Here is a 19,547-nt window from a genome sequence, read left to right as displayed (position 1 = left end):
CGCGGTCACTCGTGCTCGGGGAGCACCGGCGTCGACCACCCAGGATCGCGTCCGAGTTGTGCGGCGCGGGAGACGGATGCCGCACCGAAGCGGTCGCGCACCGCGTCGAGCACGGTGTCGAGGCGCACGCCGTCGTCCCAGTCGATCGGCAGCTCGGGCGGCACGCTGTCGGCGCGGGCCAGCTGCGCGAACGAGACGCCGATCAGCGTGATGCCGCGCTCGGCGATCTCGGGCTGGGCGGCGGCCAGCAGGCCTCTCGCCATGCCCAGCAGCACCGTCGTGCTGCCGGTCGCTGAGCGGAGGCTGCGCGAGCGCGTGGCCCTTGTGAAGTCGCCGAAGCGGAGCCGCAGCACGACGGTGCGGCACACGCGATCGCCGTCGCGCAGGCGACGGGACAGCCGATCGATGATCTGCGTGAGGATGACCTCGAGCTCGTCGGGTGAGCGCGGACGCGTGCCGAGCGCGCGCTGCGAGCCGATCGACCCGCGGCGGCGGGTGCTGTCGACCGGGCGCGGGTCCCGCAGCCGGGCCAGCGCGTGCAGGTGCGCGCCGGCCGCTCTGCCCAGCAGCCGCTCGGCGGTCGCGGCCTCGAGCTCGGCCAGCTGCCCGACGGTGCGGATGCCGAGCCGGTGCAGCTTCTCCGCGGTGACCGCGCCCACCCCCCACAGCCGCTCGACGGGCAGCGGCAGCAGGAAGGACTCCTCCTCGCCGGGCTCGACGACCAGCAGTCCATCGGGTTTGCTGACGGCGCTCGCGACCTTGGCGAGGAACTTGGTCCGTGCGACGCCGACCGAGATGGCCAGCCCGACCTCGGCGCGCACTCGCTGACGCAGCCCCACGGCGATCTGCTCGGGGGTTCCGGCGATGCGCCTGAGTCCGCCGACCTCGAGGAAGGCCTCGTCGATCGAGATGCCCTCGACGAGCGGCGTCGTGTCGCGGAAGATCGCGAACACCGCCTTGCTCGCCGCGGAGTACGCCTCCATGCGCGGCGGGACCACCACGGCGTCCGGACACAGATCGCGCGCCTGGCGCCCGCCCATCGCGGTGCGCACACCACGGGCCTTCGCCTCATAGCTCGCGGCCAGCACCACGCCGCCGCCGACGATCACGGGCCGCCCGCGCAGCTCCGGCGCGTCACGCTGCTCGACCGAGGCGTAGAAGGCGTCGAGGTCGGCGTGCAGCACGGTCGCCTCACCCCGCATCGCGGCCTCCTGTCGAACATCTGTTCTACAGATGGTGGCACCCACATGCGACATCGGGAAGTGGCCGGAGTGAGCCCGGCACGCCCCGGGGCGTGCCGGCCCGACCCCGCAGCGGCCCCGTTTGTCAACCGGGGTCCGCGCGACCGCGGGACCGGCTGAGAGTCCCACCAACCGACCGGGAGGCCGACGATGAGCGAGAACAAGGACACTCCGAAGCAGGACCACGAGGGCACCCCGAAGCCGGGCGGCCTCGGGCAGGACCACACGATCCCCGACGACCCCGACGGCGTGGCCGCCGGTCACACGGGTGAGCCGTCGACGTTCGAACCCGAGGAGGACGAACAGGCGTGAGCTGCGGGACTCACTGGAGGCAGAACTCGTTCCCCTCGGGGTCCTGCATCTGGTAGTACCGCTCGTGCGACGGACCCCACTGCTGGTCGACGAGTCGCACGACCGTGGCGCCCAGCGCCACGAGCCGGTCCTTCTCGGCGTCGAGCGCCGCCGGGTTCGAGGCCGGGTCGTCAGGTTCGCGCGCGACATTGATGTCGAGGTGCAGCCGGTTGCGCCCCTCCTTCGGACCCTCGGCGTGGTGGAAGAAGAGCCGAGGGCCGATCCCTTCGGGGTCTTCCGCCAGCCCGCGTTTGTCGAGGTCGTCCTGCGTCAGTCCCGAGTCGAGCAGCTCCTGTCGGAGCGGGTCCTCCCACTCGGCGGCCGGGTACCCGAACACCTCCGCCCAGAAGTGCGCGAGCGCGCGCGGATCGTCCGCGTAGAACGTGATGTTGCCGAGGGTCGCCATCTGGCCGCCTTCCGTCACCGGTGCCCCGATCGAGCAGTGTGCGACGGATGCCGGGGGCCGCGGCATCCGTCATCATCAGTCCCTGCGTCCGGCGACGCCGAGGAAGCGGATGAAGACGGCGATCCAGCCGAAGATCAGCGCGAAGACGATGATCTCGAACGCGGTCAGCGAGAAGTAGCCGATCGCGGGGATGAAGAGGACCACCGACACCACCATCGCGCCCAGGAACCCCCAGGAGGCGACGAAGTAGGTGCGCGGCATCCCGCGCAGGAAGTTGGGCCCGCCGATGAGGAGCACGAGGAACATCGCGGCCATGCCCGACGCCGAGAGGTTGTGGAGGGCGAGGTTCACGTCGACCGGGAAGATGCCGACGCACGCGAGCATGATGCCCATCACGACGAACAGCACCGGCACGATGCGCGGACCGCGCGGGTTCTCGAGCACGCCGGCCTCGGCGAGCGCGCGCATGTCGTTGGCGATGTAGACCGCGAAGGTCGTCACGAGCAGGCCCGCCGCGATGAGCGTGCCGTTGAACACCCAGCTGGAGAGGTCGTCCTCGAACGTGCCGAGGTGGCTGAAGTGGATGGTCCACCACCGTGGGTCGGGCGTGGTCACCATCGCCGTGAGCGTGCCGATCGCGATGAAGGCCAGGAGCAGCGACGACATGCGCTGCGTGGTCATCGCCGACACCGAGAGGTAGACGATCCAGGTGGTGAGCCCCAGGGTCACGGCCATCAGCACGACCGCCCAGAACGTGATCAGGGGAAGGCCGATGAAGCCCATCGCCAGCACGCGGTAGAGCGCGTAGACCGCGACGAAGGCGAGCGCGGTGTGCACGATCACGACCGAGATCGTGTTGACGATGTACTTCCACGACGGCAGCGACTGCCGCCACTCCTGGCCGGGACGGTCGCGTGAGCGCCAGTACTCCATCGTGGAGGCCGCCGCCGCGACGACCGCCGCACCGCACGCGGCCCACACGGCGAACGAATCCGCCTCGCCCGCCAGCTGCAGGTCGGGTGCGAAGAGTCCGACGAGCAAGCCGTAGAGAGCGCCCAGCACGCCGGCGGAAAGGGCGGCGTAGACCGCCTCGGACTCGGCGCGGCGACCCGGTGTCGGCGTCTCGGAATCGGGCACCGGCGAGGTGTTCAGTGTGCTCACGAGGTCAGAGTACGGCCGCCCGCGCCGGCGAGGGGGCACCCGACAGACAAGATTCGATCACGGATGCCGGGGCCCGGCCGGACAGCCCGGATCGATGCCCGCGCACCCGTGAGCAGAGGTTCAGCGCTGGAGCCAGGGGCGCAGCATCCGTGTCACCCACGGCAGCACCGCGTACGTCATGACGGGCGTGAGCAGCACGGTCGACAGCAGCACACGGGCGATCAGCGGCCACTCCGTGAAACCGGGGACGAACCCGAGGAGCCACGACGCGAGGAGGTTCGTGGGGAAGAAGCCCAGCCAGATCGTGACGGCCTGCTTCCACCGCGGCGGGGCGGCCGGGATGGGCTGCTGGACCGGTCCGGTGGCCGGCGGAGCGCCGCCGCCCGTATCACGCGACTCGACGTGGGTCGCGAACGGAGCGTCGAACCACCCCTCGATGCCGGTGCGCCGCTCGACCCTGACCTCGCTGGCGAAGGCGCGGCCGGAGTCCAGCCACCACGACCGCTGGGGCGAGTCCTCCCATGCCTCCAGCGTCGGGATGTCGCTGAAGCGGTAGAGCATGTACCAGAGGTCGCTGCCCTCGCCCGCGCGAACCCAGCCCGACCCGAGGAAGCCCGCGAAGCCCGCAGCGAGGTCGGTGCCGGCCTGCATCCAGCTCGTCGCCTCGGCGGTGCGGGAGGGGTCGATGCGGCGCTCGATCGCGACGGTGATGGGGTGGGCCACGGGTTCTGCCATGGCATCCATTCTGCGGTCGTGCCCGGGCGACGACGTCCGGCGGCGGGACCGGTGCCTGCGGGGCGGGCGGCGCGACGCGCGGCTGCGGCGCGAGTGGTGCGACGGGCGGCGGCGCGACGGGTCGCGCGGCGCGCGAGTGAGGAGCGAGCGGTGGGCGAGTGCGGGCGTGCGAGCACGCGGGGGAGCCGGAGCAGCCAGATGCCCATCGTGACGAACGCCACGAACTCGAACAGCGCGAGCGTGATGAAGCCGGCGGTGAGCGCCACCATGCCGACGGCGAGGAGGCCGACGCACAGCGCCGTGCCCCACCGGAAGCCGCGGCTGCGACCGGGGATCGCGAGGCCGGTGGCGACGGTGGCGAGGAACGACAGGCCGAGTCCGGTGGCGATGACGTCATGCATCACGGGGCTGACCGGGATCGGCACCAGTCCCACGCCGGTGAGGTGGAGGCCTGCTGAGACCACCGACGCCCGGAACGCGCGACTCGGGCGACCCTCGCGGCCCGCCCTCAGTGCTGCGGGGCGTGCGTGCCGGCGCGCGCGGCGTCGTGACAGGGGCGAGGCGGCCGGCAGCGCGACCGCGAGGAACACGCCGTAGGTGGCCAGCAGGAAGCCCGAGAGGATCGTGATCGAGTTGAACACGCGGCCCGAGAAGTCCGAGTGCGTTCCCAGCTGCGAGAAGTGGAGCTGCCACCAGGTCGCGTCGTGGGTGCTGAGGATCGACACCGCCACACCCACGGGCAGCGAGAGCACGGCGAAGCGCCCCACCTTGTGGGCGATCGCGGCCGGGTCGGCTTCTGCGGGTTCCGGCGCGGGTGCAAGCGGCTCGGCGGTGGCGGAGGCATCCGCACCCGGTCGAGCCGTGCTTGAGACGGCCGTCGATGCGGCTGCAGCCACGTCGCCGACCGTCGTGCTCACGGCCCCGGCCACCGCCGCGGCGGGGGGCAAGGTCGGCACGGCATGATCGACCGTCGTCAGCGGGAACGTCGCTGTCGAACCCCCTGTGTCGGCGGAGCAGGGCCCCGGTCCGGCGCTGAGTGGGTCGGCAGTGGTCGTGGGAGACATTCGAGACTCACGATCGTTAGGTGCGACGAGTCCGGTGCCGAACGGCCCCCCATGGACCCCGGTCCGGGGCCCATCGGTGACTTGCGACAATTCCCCAGTTCAGCCCGCGAAGGCTGGACGGCGGCGAGCCGCCTTCCGTAACAGTAACTTGCTCAACCGAAAGACCGCTGGCCACGACTTGCGCCGGCCCCCCGGAAAGCGGTATTGGCGGCCGGCCGTACAATCCGCGCAGGTACGCTGGTGGGGCCGGTCACGCGCCTTCGCGTGCGGCGATCGGCGAGTGCCGCGGACCCGCACTCAGGAGGAGCCGGATGCCCAAGAACAAGAAGCCCGGCGGCGGACGCGCGGCGAAGAACTTCGATCCTCGCTACAACCCCAAGTACCGCGCCGCGGCCGAGGGCCGCGAGGCAGCGGACGGCAAGCGGCGCCCGGGGGAGTCGTCGGTGGGGAAGGCCGGCAGCAGAAGTCCTGGTCACCGTGGGTATCGCGCCGGTGCTGCTCCCGAGGGGGCGACGGGCTCCGCTGACGGCCGTGGGCACGATGGCGCCGGCAAGCGGCGCTGGACGGAGCAGGAGCGCGCGGGGCGCGACGAGGCTCGCGCCATCCGCACGCACGCGCGCGACGCCCGGGGCCGCTCCGCCGACGCGGGCGGCGCGGAGCGCCGGGATGCCGGCGGCACGGGCCGCGACGCCGCGACGCGTCGTACGGATCAGCCGAGAGCCGGGAGATCCAATGGCCCGCACCGCGAATCGGCCACTCACCGGGAGAAGCGCGGCCAGGGAGGGCCGTCACGGCGTGACCCGGCGCCGCGGCGTGAGGACCGGGGCTCGGCCGGACGCGGCGGCGACTCCGTCCGCACCGACGTCGTCCACGAGCGCCTGGAGGCCGACGCCGTCGTCGCCGGTGATGTCGAGGGCGTGACGTTCGGCGATCTCGGCCTCGGACAGAACATCGTCAAGACGATCGCCGAGCTCGGGGCGCAGCATCCGTTCCCCATCCAGTCGGCGACGATCCCGGCGATCCTCGACGGACGCGACGTGCTCGCGCGCGGCCGCACCGGCTCGGGCAAGACCATCGCGTTCGGCGCCCCGCTCGTGGAGAGCGTGCTGCGGTCGCAGGCCGGCCAGAAGCGCGAGATCGGGCGCCCGCCGCGGGCGTTGATCCTCGCGCCCACGCGGGAGCTCGCGCTCCAGATCGACGCGACGATCCAGCCGATCGCGCGCAGCGTGGGTCTCTTCACGACGCAGATCTACGGCGGTGTTCCCCACGCGCGTCAGCTGGGGGCGCTGAAGAAGGGCGTCGACATCGTCATCGGCACGCCCGGCCGCATCGAGGACCTCGTGGAGTCGCGCGCCCTGGATCTCGGGCAGGTGCGGATCGCCGTGCTCGACGAGGCCGACCACATGTGCGACCTCGGCTTCCTCGAGCCGGTGCAGCGACTCATGCGCCGCACGCCGCGCGACGCGCAGCGGCTGCTCTTCTCGGCGACGCTGGACGGGCAGGTCGAGACACTGGTGCGTGAGTTCCTGTCGGAGCCCGCCGTCGTCGAGGTGGCCGGCGAGACCCAGCGCTCGGGCACGATCGACCATCGCGTGCTGGTGGTCGACCACCGCGACAAGCGGGAGATCCTGCGGTCGCTGGTCGACCGCGATGGCAAGACGCTGGTGTTCACGCGCACGCGCGCGTTCGCCGAGATGCTCGCCGAGCAGTTCGGCGAGGACGGTATCCGCGCGCTCGCGCTGCACGGCGACCTCGATCAGGCCCGTCGCACCCGCAACCTCGAGAAGCTCACGTCGGGTCGCATCGGCGTGCTCGTGGCGACGGATGTCGCGGCCCGCGGCATCCACGTCGACGACATCGATCTCGTGGTGCAGGCCGACGCGCCCGACGAGTACAAGACCTATCTGCACCGCTCAGGACGCACCGGCCGGGCGGGGCGAGCGGGCACGGTCGTCACCCTCGTCACGCGTGGTCGGCGCGAGCGGCTCGCCGACCTGCTCGAGCGCGCCGACATCGAGGCGCCCTTCGACGAGGTTCGCCCCGGCGACGGGCTGCTCGCGGAGCTCGCCGGACGCTGACCCCCGCGCCGTCATGGTAGGGGCGCGGCGGCGAACTGCTCGATCAGCTCCGCAGCCCGCGGGGCCCCGCCCCGCGAGCGCAGGTCGGCGCCGACGCGGCCGGCGGCGGCCTTCATCGCCGGATCCGTCGACGCGTGCTCGTAGGCGCGCGCGACCTGTGCGACGGTCGGGGTGCCCGTGCGGAGGTTCACGCCGGCGCCGATCCACGCGACGCGCGCCGCGATCTCGGGCTTGTCGAGGTCGCCGCCGGCGATGACCAGCGGCACGTCGTGACCGAGCGCGGCGAGGGTGCCGCCCCAGCCGCCGTTGGTGATCATGACGCGAACGCGGGGGAGCAGCGCGTCATACGGCACGAAGCCCGCGATGCGCGTGTTCGAGGGGACGGGGAAGGGCAGCTCGTTCCGGCCGGGGACGCCGGTCGAGACGACGACGAGCACGTCCCGGTCGGCGAGGGCGTCGAGCGCGGGCCGGATGAGATCCGTCGCGTCGATGTTCTGCGTCCCCTGCGTCACGTGTACGACGGTGCGGCCATCGAGGTCGGGCCACCACGGGGGCAGGGGAGCGGTGGATGCCGCAACCGAGAGCAGTCCGACGAACTCGAGCTGGGCAGGACGATCGGAGCGCGCGAAATCCAGTGACGGCGACCCGGAGGCGAGCACGCGCTGGGGTGAGAGCACCGTCTGCTCGAAGGTGAGCGGCGCCGGCGGAAGCCCGACCGCGATCCGGGCGCGCACGAGCGGCTTGGTGAGCGGGCGCATCGCCAAGGGCGCGATGGCGCGAAGGGCGGCATCCCTCCCCTTGGCGAGCGGCGTGCGGCCGGGCGTCAGCCCCATCCCGCTCGGTGGTCCCTGCGAGCTCGACAGGCTGAGCGGCACCACGGCGACGGTGACCCTGGGGCAGCCGGAGCGGTCGGCGAACAGCGCCGCTCCGACAGAGGTGTCGTCGGCGACGATCGCATCCCACGGCTCGCGGTCCCATTCCGCCTGCAGATCGGCGACCTGCGCCGGCGCGGTGTCGATCATGAGGTCTTGCAGGTTGATGAAGACCTGCCGCAGACCCTTCCTCCCCTGAAGTCGCGGAAAGGTCGCACTCATATCGTTCTCGTCGAAGTCCGGGGCGATGCGCCACGGGATGAGGACGGCGCCGGATGCCTCGACCCCGGCGCGGAACGCCTCGCCCGTGTAGAAGCGCACGTCGTGCCCGCGCGCCACGAGCGCCTGCGCCACCGCGCGGAGCGGCGTGACGTGGCCGGTGAAGGGCATGGCCGTCAGCAGGAACCTCGCCATGTCGCCATGGTGGCGCAACGCAGGCCGTCGCACCAGGCTGCGCGGCACCAGGCTGCGGGATTCGGCTTCGCACCCTTCCGGCGGGCGGGCATTCGATGCCAGAATGGTGACGACGGTATTTGTTAGGACGGTTACCTAAATACCGCGAACGGATGCCTCCCCCGTCACAACCGAAGGAGCTTGTGTGCTGAAACATCCCCTCCCGGCGCTCGCCGCCGCCCTCACCGGCGCTCTCGCCGTCGGCCTCCTCGCCTCTCCGCCCGCGGTCGCCGCGGCCGAGGAGGCGCCGACCCCCACCACCACGATCAACGGCTACCGCAACGTCGGCTACTACGGGCAATGGCGTGCCACCGGCGAGGCGCAGGCCACGGTGAAGCGCCTGTTCGTCGACGGCCCCGCCGGGGCGAACCTCACGCATTTGAACTACTCGTTCGGCAACATCGCCGGCGATCAGGCGGCCCTCGACGCCGCGCGCGCCGCGGGCGTGCAGGGCCTCGCCGACGTGGAGCCGTACACGTGCTTCATCTCCGACACGCCGGCGGCCGGTCCCGGCCAGACCGACACCGCCGGCGACGCCGACAGCGACTTCGTGCATGCCTTCACGGCTGAACAGTCCGTGCTGGGAATCGCCGACACCCCGAAGCAGAAGCTGGCCGGCAACTTCAACCAGCTGAAGCAGCTCAAGCGCCTCTACCCCGACCTGAAGGTCAACGTGTCGCTCGGCGGGTGGTCGTGGTCGAAGTCGTTCTCGAAGGCGGTCGCCACCGCTGAGCGGCGGGCCGCGCTCGCCGAGTCCTGCATCGACCTGTACATCCGCGGCGATCTGCCGCTGATCGACGGGCGCGGCGGACCGGGCGTCGCAGCCGGTGTGTTCGACGGCTTCGACCTGGACTGGGAGTGGCCGGGCGCTCCGGACTGGGCGCAGGAGGTCGGCAACAGCGTCGACCCCGTCAACGACAAGGCGAACTTCATCGCCTTCGCGGCCGAACTGCGTGCCCAGCTGGACGCGCTCGAGGGCGAGACGGGGGCCGACTACGAGATCTCGGCCTTCCTGCCGGCGGGCCCGACGCAGATCGGTGCGGGCGGCTGGAACACGCCGGAGCTCTGGGCGAGCCTGGACTACGGCAACCTCCAGGGCTATGACCTGTGGGGCTCGTGGAGCGCCGAGACCGGTCACCAGGGCAACGTCTACGGCGACCCGGCGCACAACTGGGGCCTCGGCCTCGACACGGTCGTCGCGTCGTACATCAACGCCGGCGTCGACCCGGCCAAGCTCAACCTGGGCCTCGCCGCCTACGGGCAGGGGTGGACCGACGCCGAGCCGCAGCCGTGGACCATCTCGGGCGGAGGCCTCGGCCAGATCACGTGGGACCAGCTGAAGGCGCGCGACCTCGAGATCCACCACGAGTACACCGCCGACGGCCGGTTCAACGCGACATGGGGCTACGACTCCGGAGCCCGCCACTTCTGGTCGTTCGACGACGAGCTCGCGGTGGCCGAGAAGACGGCGTGGGCGCTGTCGAAGGGGCTGGGCGGTGTCGACTTCTGGGAGGTCGGCAACGACGTCGCGGGCGACCTCCCGGCCGCGTCGGCCGAGGTGCTGCGGGCAGCGGCTCCCGGCCCGGTCGCCGGTTCGGAGGGGCGGCAGTGCGCGGCGACTCCGGATGCCGCGGCCCGGCCGTGGAACGCGAGCACGACGTATCGCGGCGGTGAGCTCGTGTACCTCGACGGCCTCGTGTTCGCGGCGCAGTGGTACGCCAAGGGCGACGAGCCGGGGGCGTCGGCCCGCGGTCCGTGGAGCACTCTCACGGCGTGCGGCGTCGACCCCGACACCGTCCAGGACTGGTACGCCGACCGCATCTACGTCAAGGGCGACCAGGTCGTCTACGGCGGCGTCACGTACACCGCACAGTGGTGGAGCCGCAACGACGTGCCGGGAGGCAAGCACGGTCCCTGGAAGCGCTGACCATCGCGTGACCGGCACGGCGGGCGTCCTGGAAGGGGCGCCCGACGTGTCGCGTTCGCATCGTGCGGGCCTGAGCGGGGTTCGTCGGACGGGAGCTCTCGCCGGCGCACCTCTTTCGGCCGGGTGGCGCCGGTGGTGTAGGTGAGTCCATCGACGAGGGCGTCGATCGGCTGGGGAGTCGAAGGACTGGGGGTTTCCGATGGACGGATCGTCTGCGCGCGCGCACGCGCACGAGCACGAGCACGGGGGTGGCGTGATCGCGGCGCTGATCGCGATCTTCATGGCGGCGTGCCTCGTGGTCGTCGCCCTGCCTGCCGAGGCGGCAGGAGCGGCGCCCGTGGTCGCCGCCAAGCCCGGCGGCGGCGGTGGCGGCGGCAACGGCGGCGGCAAGCCCGGCGGCGGAGGGGGAGGAGGCAGCACCGAGCCGGTCTACGCCGCGGTGGGCGACTCATTCGCGGCAGGCGTGGGTGCCGGGAGCTACCTCGACACGTCGTGCTACCGAAGCTCCAGGAGCTACCCGAAGCTGCTGGACGCCGACGCCGACAAGCTGCTCGCGGCGTTCCCGGCGTGCTCCGGCGCCAACACGTCCGCGGTGATCGCGCAGACCTCCGCGGTGCCCGCCGGTGCGGCCCTGGTCACGGTGACCGTCGGCGGCAACGACGTCGGCTTCGCGGACGTGATGCAGAACTGCTTCGTGCTCCCGACCTCGACCTGCGCGTCCAAGATCGCCGCCGGTGGGGCGATCGCGACCTCCGATGCCTTCGCCGCGAACATCGCGGCCGTGATCGCGGCGATCCGGGCGAAGGCGCCCGCCGCGCGCATCGTGGTCGCCGGCTATCCGCTCCTGTTCGCGCTGAGCGGCGGGGTCAACTCGAAGTACGCGTGGGCGGATGAGGTCAACGCGCAGACCGTGGTGCTGAACGACGTGATCGAGCGGGTGGCCGTCGCCAACGGCGCCGAGTTCGTCGACGTCGAGGACGACTTCGCCGGCCACGGCATCGGCAGCACGGCACCGTGGATCAACGACTGGAGCTGGTTCAACACGACCGCCGGCTTCCACCCCACCGCGTCGGGCTACATCGCCTACGCCGCGGCCATCCGCGCGGCGGTTCCCGCGCGCTGACGCTCCGCCTCGGAGGGAGACGGATGCCGGGGCCCCGGCATCCGTCCGCTCTCCGCACTGAGCCGGATCAGGCGGATGTCGCCCCGATCGACGCGACGAGCGCCGGGTCGGCGCCGAGCGAGGTCAGACGTGCGCGCAGCGCCGCCTCGGCGCGGGCATACGGCTCGACGCTGGCGTGGAGGAGGGAGCGGGTGTTGGCCGCTTCGAGGAACGACACCATCTCGAAGGTGAGCTGCCGGGCGTCGTCGAGCAGCGGCAGCTCGCCCGCAGCCATCGCGTGCTCGATGCTGACGGTGAGGTAGTCCTCCCACTCGCCCGAGGCGGCCACGATCGCGTCGCGGACCGCGCCGCGCTTGGCGTCGAATTCCACCGAGGTCGCGGCGAAGAAGCAGCCGCCGCTGAAGACGCGGTCGCGGGAGTAGTCCAGCCAGTCCGACAGCAGCGCGCAGATGCGCACCAGGCCACGCGGCGTGCGGGCGCGGGCCGGCGCGACGACGCGGTCGACGAACACTTCGCGCGCGGAGGCGACCACCGCGAGCTGCAGCTGCTCCTTCGAGCCGAACAGCGTCGCGATGCCGCTCTTGCTGTAGCCCGAGGCATCCGCCAGCCGCCCGATCGTGAGGCCATCGAGGCCGTCGACCGTCGCTGTGTCGACGGCGTGCGAGAGCACGGCGCGACGGGACTCGTCGCCTCGCAGGCGGCGGCGGTCGATCGGGGCTTGTGTCACACCGTCAGATTACCGTACGATCGTTCGTATTCATAAGTACGACCGTTCGTATTCTTTGGATCGGAGCATCATGGATCTCGCACTGAACGCCGCCGGCTTCTACGTCCGGACCGCCGCCAGGCTCTCGCCGCGGTGGGGCGCGGCCGTCGCCATGCCGCTGTTCGGGCACGTCGCCCGGCCGCGTCCGATCCACGACGACGATGAGCAGACGATGTCGCGCGCCCGGCGCGGCACGCTGCGGATCGCCGGCGTCGACCGCCGCGGCGTCGACGTCGAGACATACGAGTGGGGCGGCGGTGGGCGGACCGTGGTCCTCGCGCACGGCTGGAGCGGTCGCGCGAGCCAGTTCTCGATGCTCGTGCGCGACCTCGTCGCCGAGGGCTACCGCGTCGTCGCCTTCGACGCGCCGGCGCACGGTGCGTCGGGCGGCCGACGGACGTATCTCGTCGACTGGCTCGACGTCTTCACGCTGCTTCAAGAGCGGTACGGCTCCTTCGACGCCATCGTCGGCCACTCCTTCGGCGGCCTGGCCGCACTCGTCGGCGTCGCCGGCGGAACCGACGCCGCGCGCGTCGTGACGATCGCCGCACCGGCCGACGCCGACCTGCTGCTGGAGCAGTTCCAGGCGATGCTCCGCTATCCCGACGCCGTGTCGGCGCGCATGCGGGATCGCTTCGCGAGCCGGTACTTCCCGGGCCAGTCCGACCCGTTCGCATGGCTGTCGAGCGTGCGGCGGCCGCTGGCGGCGGGAGTGCCGCTCCTCGTCGTTCACGACGAGGGCGACCGGATGGTGCCGTTCGGCGAGGCTCGGCGCATCGCGTCGGCGAACCCCGGCGCGGAGCTTCTGGCGACCACCGGGCTCGGGCACAGCCGCATCCTGACGGCCGACCTCGTGCTCGACGCGGTGCTCGCGCACGTCCAGGCTCCGATCGCGGCGGCCGCGCCGCCGGTGGTCGACGAGTTCGACGCGGTGTCGGTGGCGGCGTAGGGGTTCCGGCCGTGCGCCGAGCCCGGCTCGGTCATCGCGCGGTTCAGAAGAGCCGAGCGGATGCCTCCGACCCGGTTGCCGGCCGCGCCGCTGCCGCTCTCGGCGATGCGGCCGCCGCTCGCCCGCGCGAGGTCGTGACGATCGGCGGCGCGCTGCGCGCGTCGGCGCGGTCGGCCAGGCCGGCCACAGGCGTGCCGCGCGGGTGCTCCTCTTCGGCGCGTCCGTCGAGGCCGTGGACCCGCAGGAGGGGACGCACGCGCTTGGCCAGCCACGCGCGGTAGGCCTTCGGCGCGTTGGCGGTCGCACCCGGGTACAGCCCCCGGTACGACGAGACGAGTTCCGGATGCCGCTCCCCGAGCCACTGCAGGAACCACTGCTTGGCGCCGGGCCGCAGATGCAGCGCGCCGTAGACGACCCGGACCGCGCCCGCCTCTTTGATGCGGGTGAGCGCGTGGTCGATCGCGGCGATCGAGTCGGTGAGGTGGGGGATGATCGGCATCAGGAACACCGTCACCTTGAAGCCGGCCTCGGTCGCGGCCCGCACGGTCTCGAGGCGGGCGGTGGCGTTCGGTGTGCCGGGCTCGATGAGGTGCTGCAGCTCGTCGTCGAACACCGCGATCGACATCGCGAGGGTCACGTGTACGTTTCTCGCGGCATCCGTGAGCAGCGGCAGGTCGCGCCGCAGCAGCGTGCCCTTGGTGAGGATCGAGAACGGCGTGCCCGACTCGGTGAGGGCTGACACGATCCCGGGCATGAGCTTGTAACGCCCCTCGGCGCGCTGGTAGGGGTCGGTGTTCGTGCCGAGCATGACCGGTTCGCGATGCCAGCTGCCCCGGCGCAGCTCCTTCTCGAGCACCTCGGCCACGTTGACCTTGACGACGACCTGCGTGTCGAAGTCGCGCCCTGCGTCGAGCTCGAGGTACTCGTGCGTTCCCCGGGCGAAGCAGTAGACGCATGCGTGGCTGCATCCGCGGTAGGGGTTCACGGTCCAGTCGAAGGGCATGGCCGACGCGCTCGGGACGTGGTTCAGCGCCGACTTGGCGAGGACTTCGTGGAAGGTCACGCCGGCGAACTCCGGGGTGGTCACCGAGCGCACCAGGCCGTTCAGCTGCTCGAGACCGGGCAGGGCCGCGGCATCCGCCACTCCGAGTTCCTGACCGTGCCATCGCATCTCTCTATGAGAACAAAGCTTCGAACACAAGTCAAGGTGTATGGTGATGCGCTCGAACATCGAGAGGCGCAGCGGAGCTCGCCTGGCCGAAAACGGCTGACTCGGGTAAGAATGGCAGCGTGACGGAGCCTGGCGGGCTCGTTACCCCCCGAGCCGCCCCCGAGACTCGTCGCGCCGCCCGGGCGATGCGCGAAGAGGCTGCGCGGCGTGCCCGCGCAGCGGAATCGCCCGCAGTCGCGGCCGCACAGCCTTGGGCTACTGGCGATCCTGCCGCCGCCGATGCGGCCGCCCCCGTCCCGGTCGCCGCCGATCCGGCCGCCGCCGATCCGGTCGCCGCTGCCTCGGACCCGACCGTCCCGGTCGTCGCCGCCGGCTCAGCCTCGGACCGGCCTGCCGCCGCCGGCTCAGCCTTGACCGTCCCGCTCACCACGGCGCCGGTCGTGAGCTTCGAGCTCCCGAGCGACGACTTCGTCCCGGCGTCGGTCGCGACCGCGGCCGCGGCGCCGTCGGCGCTCCCGCTCGAGCTCCAGCAGACCAGGGCCGAGGCGGAGGCCCCGGTCGGCCTCGCCGCCAGCACCGCCCCGGAGACGCGGGTGAGAGGCCGACGCCGCGCCCGGCCCGCGTCGCGCCCGGCGTGGAGCGAGCGCCGTGCCGCGCGCGCGGCGGAGCTGCTCGAGGTCGACGACGACGCGCAGCCGGTGCGTCATGCGAGGCCGCGACTGCTCACGCGCCGATTGGCCGTCGCGGCCGGCCTGACCGCCGGCGCGGTGCTGCTGATGGGCTCGGCGGCGATGACGGCGATGATGCTGCCACCCGCGGCCGACGACGTCGGCGCCGATGCAGCGGTCACGATGACGGCGGTGCAGCCCGAGACGGTCGAGCAGCTCCCGGTGCCGGACGTGGAGCAGACTCCTCCGGCGGCCGACATCTGCGCCGTCCCCGACGTGGTCGCCGCCCTCCAATCCGGGAACGACGAGGGAGCGATCATCGCCGCGGGCGGCGGCGAGGCGTTCCGCGCCGCGATCGTCGAGGGCCGGGCGTCGTGCGTGAATCTCGGCGACTCGGCTCGCATCTGGGCCGTCGTCGACAAGATCCGCCCGGCGAGCCCCATCGACTACCGCCCGAGCGGCCTGGTGCTGCCCGACGGCGTGCGCAGCATCGAGGGCGGCGCACTCCGCGCGGACGCGGCATCCGCCCTCGCATCACTCGTCACGGCAGCGCGCGACGCCGGCGTCGGCGAGGTCGCCCTCGAGAGCGGATTCCGCTCGTACGAGACGCAGCAGCAGACCTACGGCCGCCATTTCGCCGAGCGGGGCGAACGCGCCGACCAGGTGAGCGCGCGTCCCGGCTACAGCGAGCATCAGCTGGGCCTCGGTGCCGACGTCGTCGCCTGCGCCGGCGCGTGCGGCACTCTCGACCAGCTCGCCGCGACCCCGCAGGGCCAGTGGATCGCCGAGCACGCGTGGGAGCACGGGTGGATCGTCCGCTATCTCGAAGGCAAGACGCCGGTGACCGGGTACACCGCCGAGCCATGGCACCTGCGCTTCATCGGTCCGGAGCTCGCGAGGGCGTATCACGACGGCGGCTGGACCTCGCTGGAGGAGTTCTTCGCGCTCGACCCGGCGCCCGGCTACCTCGGCTGACGACAGGGTGCGACGCGCAGCGGCAGGCCCAGGTCGCCGGCACGCGGCATCCGTCATCTCCTGAAACTGAGTACCATAAGCAGTGAGATGCGATTCCAACCGGGGATCATCTCGGCACACTCGAGGATGAGAGGAAGGCGCAACATGGAGCGCGACATCTACGACGAGGACCACGAGGCGTTCCGTGACGTCGTCAAGGAGTTCGTCAAGCGCTACGTGACGAATGAGAAGCGCGAGCAGTGGGATGCCGCCGGCGAGATCGACCGCGCGACCATGCTGGCCGCGGGCGAGGCGGGCATCATCGGCCTGTCGGTGCCCGACGAGTTCGGCGGTGCCGGAATGCTCCAGGACTACCGCTTCCGCGCGGTCGTCAACGAGGAGATCATCGCGGCCGGCGCAGGTTCGCTGGCCGGCGCCTTCGGCATCCAGGACGACCTCGCCGTGCCGTACCTCGTGCACATGGGCACCGACGAGCAGAAGGCCAAGTGGCTTCCCGGCATGGCGACCGGCGAGGTCCTCGGCGCCCTCGCGATGACCGAGCCCGGTGCCGGCTCCGACCTCCGCGGCATCAAGACCACCGCCAAGCGGGTCGAGGGCGGCTACGTCGTCAACGGCGCGAAGACGTTCATCTCGTCGGGCAAGACCGCCGACATCGTCGTGACGTTCGTCAAGACGGGCGAGGGCAACCGTCCCGACGCGTTCAGCCTGCTGATCCTCGAGAACGGCATGGAGGGCTTCGACCACGGCAAGAAGCTCCACAAGATGGGCTTCCAGGGCCACGACACCGCCGAGCTGTCGTTCAGCGACGTGTTCGTTCCCGAAGAGAACCTCATCGGCGGCAAGGAGGGGCTCGGCTTCGTTCAGCTCATGATGAACCTGCCGCTCGAGCGCCTCTCGATCGGCGTCGCCGGCGCCGCCGCGGCGCAGGCCGCGCTGGACTGGACCGTCGAGTACACCAAGGACCGCGAGGCCTTCGGCGAGCGGATCATCGACTTCCAGAACACCCGCTTCAAGCTGGCGGATGTCGCCACCACCGTCGACGCGCTGTGGGCGTACATCGACCGCGCGCTGAAGGCGTACGCCGAGGGCAAGCTCTCGGCCGACGAGGCGGCCAAGGTCAAGTTCTGGGCGACCGAGCGCGAGTGGGAGGTGCTCGACACCTGCGTGCAGCTCTTCGGCGGCTACGGCTACATCACCGAGTACCCGATCGCCCGCGCCTTCCTCGACGCCCGCGTGCACCGCATCTACGGCGGCACCAACGAGATCATGCGCGACATCGTGAGCCGCCCCATCGCCGGCAAGCGCTGACGCCCTTCTCGGGAATCACCGCAGGGGAGGTACCGCCGCCGTTGTGCGGCGGGGCCTCCCCTTCGCCGTTGCCCCGGCGCGGGTTCGTGCGGACGCCGAGCGCTGCACTTTCCTGCGACAGCTGCGCCGATCGACACAGCGGTCGCAGGAAACGGCAGCGCTCGCGCGTGCCTGGAGCCGTGGCGGGTGCCCGCAGCCGGTGCGCGGGCGGGATGCCGCAGGCGCCGAGCCGGTGCGGGTCCCGATGTCGCGACTCGCGGTGGCGGGCCGGGTCGGTGCGGGCCGCGGCGGCGGGCTGCGGGTGCCGAAAACCTGGCCGGTGACGGGACACGCCGGGGTGCGGCATCCGTCGTCGGCGTGTCGGGGTGACGGGCCAGGTTTTCGGGACGGCACAGCAGGGCCGTTGATCCCGGAGTGTGCCCCGGGCCGCTAGCGGATGACGGGTGCCGCGACCTGCGCCGCCGGCCAGGAGATGCCGAAAACCTGGCCGGTCGCGGGACACGCCGGGGTGCGGCATCCGTCGTCGGCGTGTCGGGGTGACGGGCCAGGCTTTCGGGACGGGGCGACGGGGACTGCGATCTGGGGCACTCGTGGGTGAGCCGTTGGCGGCCGGACGCCGAGCGCTGCACCTTCCTGCGACAGCTGCGCCGATCGACACAGCGGTCGCAGGAAACGGCAGCGCTCGGGCGTGCCCGCAGCGGGTGACGGTGACGGATGCCGCGACACGCGGCGGCAGGTCGGGTCAGTGCTGGCCGGCGGGGCCGGCGCCGCGGCCGAGGCCGCGGGAGGCCAGGCCGCGGCGACGCGCGAGCTTGGCGACTCCGGCCTTGCGCAGGCGGTCCGCGACGAGGATGCCGAGAGCCACCCCGGCGACGCAGCTGGCGATGGTGAGCGCGAAGAACGTGACGAGCGCCCAGGGCTGCATCGCCCAGAGGTTGAACGACTCCGCGGCCAGCACGGGGTAGATCGCACCGACGAACAGCGCGCCCGCGTAGTACTGCCACGTGTGCCAGAAGCGGTACAGCCCGACGAGGAACGCGAGCTCGGCGAAGAACGCCCACCACACCGCGGCGCCGAGGAACGGGAAGACGACGAGCCCCGAGATCACGCCGACGAGGATGCCGGCGAACGGGCGCTCGAGCAGGCGCAGGGCCACCGTCGCCGGCAGCAGCCACAGTCCCGCGATCGCCACCGACACGAACGGCACGGTCGCGAACAGCACGGTCGAGACCCAGCCGGCGCCCCACAGCATGACGCCGCCCGCGACGCCGATGGCGGCGCAGGTCAGCAGGTACGCCGTGGTGACGCGACCGCGGCCGCCGCGGTGCGGCGCAGGATCGGTGCGCGGTGTCGTGCGCGCCTCGCCGGCTGAAGGGTTCACCGGCGCCCCGGCCTCGGGGTTCACCGACGGCTCGCCGGCGCCGCTCACGAGTGGGCCTCGGCGGTCGCCCGCTGGGACTTGGGGGCGGGTGACGCGGCGCCCACGCGCCAGTAGCCGCAGAAGCTCACCTGGTCCTTCGAGACGCCGCGCTCGCCGACGAGGTGCCGGCGGCCCTCGGTCGCGAGGGCCTGCTCGCCCACGACGTACGCGTGGAACGGTGCGGCGGGCAGCGAAGCGTCGCGCAGGGCCTCCAGCGCGAGCGTCCCAGGCTTGATCCCGTGGTCGCGGACGATCCAGCGCACGTCGACACCCGCGGGGTGCGGGAAGTCGATCGCGTCGTCGGCGGCAGGAACCTCGACGATCGCGAGCCCGCTCGCATCCGCCGGCAGCGACGCGCAGATGCCCGCGACGGCCGGCACGCCCGTCTCGTCCGCGACGAGCACCACGCGGTCCGTGCCGCGGTCGGGGTTGAAGGTCAGCCCCTCGTCGATGACGACGACGCTCTCGCCCGCCACGCACGTCTCCGCCCACCGCGAGGCCGGCCCGGCCGTGCCGTCGGCCGCGGAGCCGTGGATGACGAAGTCGACGTCGATCTCGGCATCCGCCGCCTCCGTCGCCGGCCGGAACGCGCGCACGGTGTAGTTGCGCATCACGGGACGCACGCCGTCGGGGATGCGCAGGTACTTGAGGTAGCCGAACATCTTGTTGGCCTTCGCCGGCAGGCGCTCCAGGCCCTCGTCGCCGCCCAGGGGCAGGAACAGGCGGAACCACTGGTCGTAGCCCATGGCGCGGAAGCGGTCGATCTCACCGCCCCCGAGGGTCACGCGCAGCCAGTGCGACGACAGCCGCTCGGTGCGCAGCACCGTGAGATGCACGAGACCCTGGGTCTCGGGCTTGACCAGTCGGGGGTGAGCCATG

Annotated in this window: 17 protein-coding genes; 8 read left to right on the top strand and 9 right to left on the bottom strand. The window is 72.1% G+C overall.

The features are described from left to right. Positions 1–5: 5 nt before the first annotated feature. Complete coding sequence (dinB, locus tag IM767_RS01980) at positions 6–1,202, bottom strand: DNA polymerase IV (RefSeq protein WP_109209720.1); 1,197 nt, start codon at positions 1,200–1,202, stop codon at positions 6–8. 189 nt (positions 1,203–1,391) lie between these two features. Here dinB and IM767_RS01975 point away from each other — a divergent pair, with 189 nt between their 5' ends. Continuing rightward, positions 1,392–1,553, top strand: coding sequence for a hypothetical protein (locus tag IM767_RS01975; RefSeq protein ID WP_194398783.1), 162 nt, complete (start codon positions 1,392–1,394; stop codon positions 1,551–1,553). Positions 1,554–1,563: 10 nt separating this feature from the next. On the opposite strand, the gene IM767_RS01970 is transcribed toward IM767_RS01975, so the two are convergent. The 3 genes from IM767_RS01970 to IM767_RS01960 all read right to left on the bottom strand — a co-directional run bounded on the left by IM767_RS01970 (position 1,564) and on the right by IM767_RS01960 (position 3,903). Continuing rightward, on the bottom strand, positions 1,564–2,064 hold the full coding sequence (locus IM767_RS01970; protein WP_198425581.1) for a VOC family protein: 501 nt from the start codon (positions 2,062–2,064) through the stop codon (positions 1,564–1,566). A gap of 9 nt (positions 2,065–2,073) precedes the next feature. Next, complete coding sequence (locus IM767_RS01965; RefSeq protein ID WP_239453240.1) at positions 2,074–3,159, bottom strand: DUF998 domain-containing protein; 1,086 nt, start codon at positions 3,157–3,159, stop codon at positions 2,074–2,076. 120 nt (positions 3,160–3,279) lie between these two features. Then, positions 3,280–3,903, bottom strand: a complete 624-nt coding sequence (locus IM767_RS01960; RefSeq protein ID WP_109209718.1) for a putative antibiotic biosynthesis monooxygenase — start codon at positions 3,901–3,903, stop codon at positions 3,280–3,282. A gap of 588 nt (positions 3,904–4,491) precedes the next feature. On the opposite strand from IM767_RS01960, the gene IM767_RS01955 reads away from it, so the two are divergent. Both IM767_RS01955 and IM767_RS01950 read left to right on the top strand, forming a co-directional pair. Further along, positions 4,492–4,857, top strand: a complete 366-nt coding sequence (locus IM767_RS01955) for a hypothetical protein (RefSeq protein ID WP_109209717.1) — start codon at positions 4,492–4,494, stop codon at positions 4,855–4,857. Positions 4,858–5,269: 412 nt separating this feature from the next. Further along, the gene (locus IM767_RS01950) at positions 5,270–7,036 is read left to right on the top strand and encodes a DEAD/DEAH box helicase (RefSeq protein WP_109209716.1); all 1,767 of its coding nucleotides are present in this window, start codon (positions 5,270–5,272) and stop codon (positions 7,034–7,036) included. A gap of 11 nt (positions 7,037–7,047) precedes the next feature. On the opposite strand, the gene IM767_RS01945 is transcribed toward IM767_RS01950, so the two are convergent. Then, positions 7,048–8,322, bottom strand: coding sequence for a glycosyltransferase (locus IM767_RS01945; RefSeq protein WP_109209715.1), 1,275 nt, complete (start codon positions 8,320–8,322; stop codon positions 7,048–7,050). A gap of 184 nt (positions 8,323–8,506) precedes the next feature. Here IM767_RS01945 and IM767_RS01940 point away from each other — a divergent pair, with 184 nt between their 5' ends. Further along, positions 8,507–10,288: a glycosyl hydrolase family 18 protein gene (locus IM767_RS01940; RefSeq protein ID WP_109209714.1), complete on the top strand. Its 1,782-nt coding sequence runs from the start codon at positions 8,507–8,509 to the stop codon at positions 10,286–10,288. Between the two features lie 199 nt (positions 10,289–10,487). Further along, complete coding sequence (locus IM767_RS01935) at positions 10,488–11,411, top strand: SGNH/GDSL hydrolase family protein (protein WP_109209713.1); 924 nt, start codon at positions 10,488–10,490, stop codon at positions 11,409–11,411. Positions 11,412–11,478: 67 nt separating this feature from the next. Here IM767_RS01935 and IM767_RS01930 read toward each other — a convergent pair whose 3' ends face one another. Continuing rightward, positions 11,479–12,138 carry a TetR/AcrR family transcriptional regulator gene (locus IM767_RS01930; RefSeq protein WP_109209712.1) on the bottom strand — a complete coding sequence of 220 codons (660 nt, stop codon included), beginning with the start codon at positions 12,136–12,138 and terminating at the stop codon, positions 11,479–11,481. 70 nt (positions 12,139–12,208) lie between these two features. On the opposite strand from IM767_RS01930, the gene IM767_RS01925 reads away from it, so the two are divergent. Further along, on the top strand, positions 12,209–13,126 hold the full coding sequence (locus IM767_RS01925; RefSeq protein WP_109209711.1) for an alpha/beta fold hydrolase: 918 nt from the start codon (positions 12,209–12,211) through the stop codon (positions 13,124–13,126). Positions 13,127–13,169: 43 nt separating this feature from the next. On the opposite strand, the gene IM767_RS01920 is transcribed toward IM767_RS01925, so the two are convergent. After that, complete coding sequence (locus IM767_RS01920; protein ID WP_109209710.1) at positions 13,170–14,297, bottom strand: Rv2578c family radical SAM protein; 1,128 nt, start codon at positions 14,295–14,297, stop codon at positions 13,170–13,172. Between the two features lie 119 nt (positions 14,298–14,416). Here IM767_RS01920 and IM767_RS21105 point away from each other — a divergent pair, with 119 nt between their 5' ends. Next, positions 14,417–15,940, top strand: a complete 1,524-nt coding sequence (locus tag IM767_RS21105; protein ID WP_239453239.1) for a M15 family metallopeptidase — start codon at positions 14,417–14,419, stop codon at positions 15,938–15,940. 144 nt (positions 15,941–16,084) lie between these two features. After that, positions 16,085–17,248, top strand: a complete 1,164-nt coding sequence (locus IM767_RS01910) for an acyl-CoA dehydrogenase family protein (RefSeq protein WP_109209709.1) — start codon at positions 16,085–16,087, stop codon at positions 17,246–17,248. 742 nt (positions 17,249–17,990) lie between these two features. Here IM767_RS01910 and IM767_RS01905 read toward each other — a convergent pair. Both IM767_RS01905 and IM767_RS01900 read right to left on the bottom strand, forming a co-directional pair. Further along, positions 17,991–18,677 (bottom strand): ECF transporter S component, encoded by a 687-nt coding sequence (locus IM767_RS01905; protein ID WP_239453238.1) that lies wholly within the window; start codon positions 18,675–18,677, stop codon positions 17,991–17,993. After that, a complete protein-coding gene (locus IM767_RS01900) occupies positions 18,674–19,546 on the bottom strand; it encodes a siderophore-interacting protein (protein WP_109209708.1) in 873 nt (290 codons plus the stop codon). Before IM767_RS01900 ends, IM767_RS01905 begins: the two co-directional genes overlap by 4 nt. Position 19,547 lies beyond the last annotated feature (1 nt).

The sequence above is a fragment of the Microbacterium ureisolvens genome (assembly GCF_015278315.1).
In the GTDB taxonomy this organism is placed as follows: Bacteria; Actinomycetota; Actinomycetes; order Actinomycetales; family Microbacteriaceae; genus Microbacterium; species Microbacterium ureisolvens.
Note: the sequence above shows the minus strand (reverse complement) of the source record. Positions and strands in the feature narration are given on the sequence as shown.

Bases quoted from the DNA above. Each gene is read 5' to 3' on its own strand.
- dinB (WP_109209720.1), bottom strand. From the start codon at position 1,202: ATGCGGGGTGAGGCGACCGTGCTGCACGCCGACCTCGACGCCTTCTAC.
- IM767_RS01975 (WP_194398783.1), top strand. From the start codon at position 1,392: ATGAGCGAGAACAAGGACACTCCGAAGCAGGACCACGAGGGCACCCCG.
- IM767_RS01970 (WP_198425581.1), bottom strand. From the start codon at position 2,064: ATGCCGCGGCCCCCGGCATCCGTCGCACACTGCTCGATCGGGGCACCG.
- IM767_RS01960 (WP_109209718.1), bottom strand. From the start codon at position 3,903: ATGGATGCCATGGCAGAACCCGTGGCCCACCCCATCACCGTCGCGATC.
- IM767_RS01950 (WP_109209716.1), top strand. From the start codon at position 5,270: ATGCCCAAGAACAAGAAGCCCGGCGGCGGACGCGCGGCGAAGAACTTC.
- IM767_RS01945 (WP_109209715.1), bottom strand. From the start codon at position 8,322: ATGGCGAGGTTCCTGCTGACGGCCATGCCCTTCACCGGCCACGTCACG.
- IM767_RS01935 (WP_109209713.1), top strand. From the start codon at position 10,488: ATGGACGGATCGTCTGCGCGCGCGCACGCGCACGAGCACGAGCACGGG.
- IM767_RS01925 (WP_109209711.1), top strand. From the start codon at position 12,209: ATGGATCTCGCACTGAACGCCGCCGGCTTCTACGTCCGGACCGCCGCC.
- IM767_RS01920 (WP_109209710.1), bottom strand. From the start codon at position 14,297: ATGCGATGGCACGGTCAGGAACTCGGAGTGGCGGATGCCGCGGCCCTG.
- IM767_RS01910 (WP_109209709.1), top strand. From the start codon at position 16,085: ATGGAGCGCGACATCTACGACGAGGACCACGAGGCGTTCCGTGACGTC.
- IM767_RS01900 (WP_109209708.1), bottom strand. From the start codon at position 19,546: ATGGCTCACCCCCGACTGGTCAAGCCCGAGACCCAGGGTCTCGTGCAT.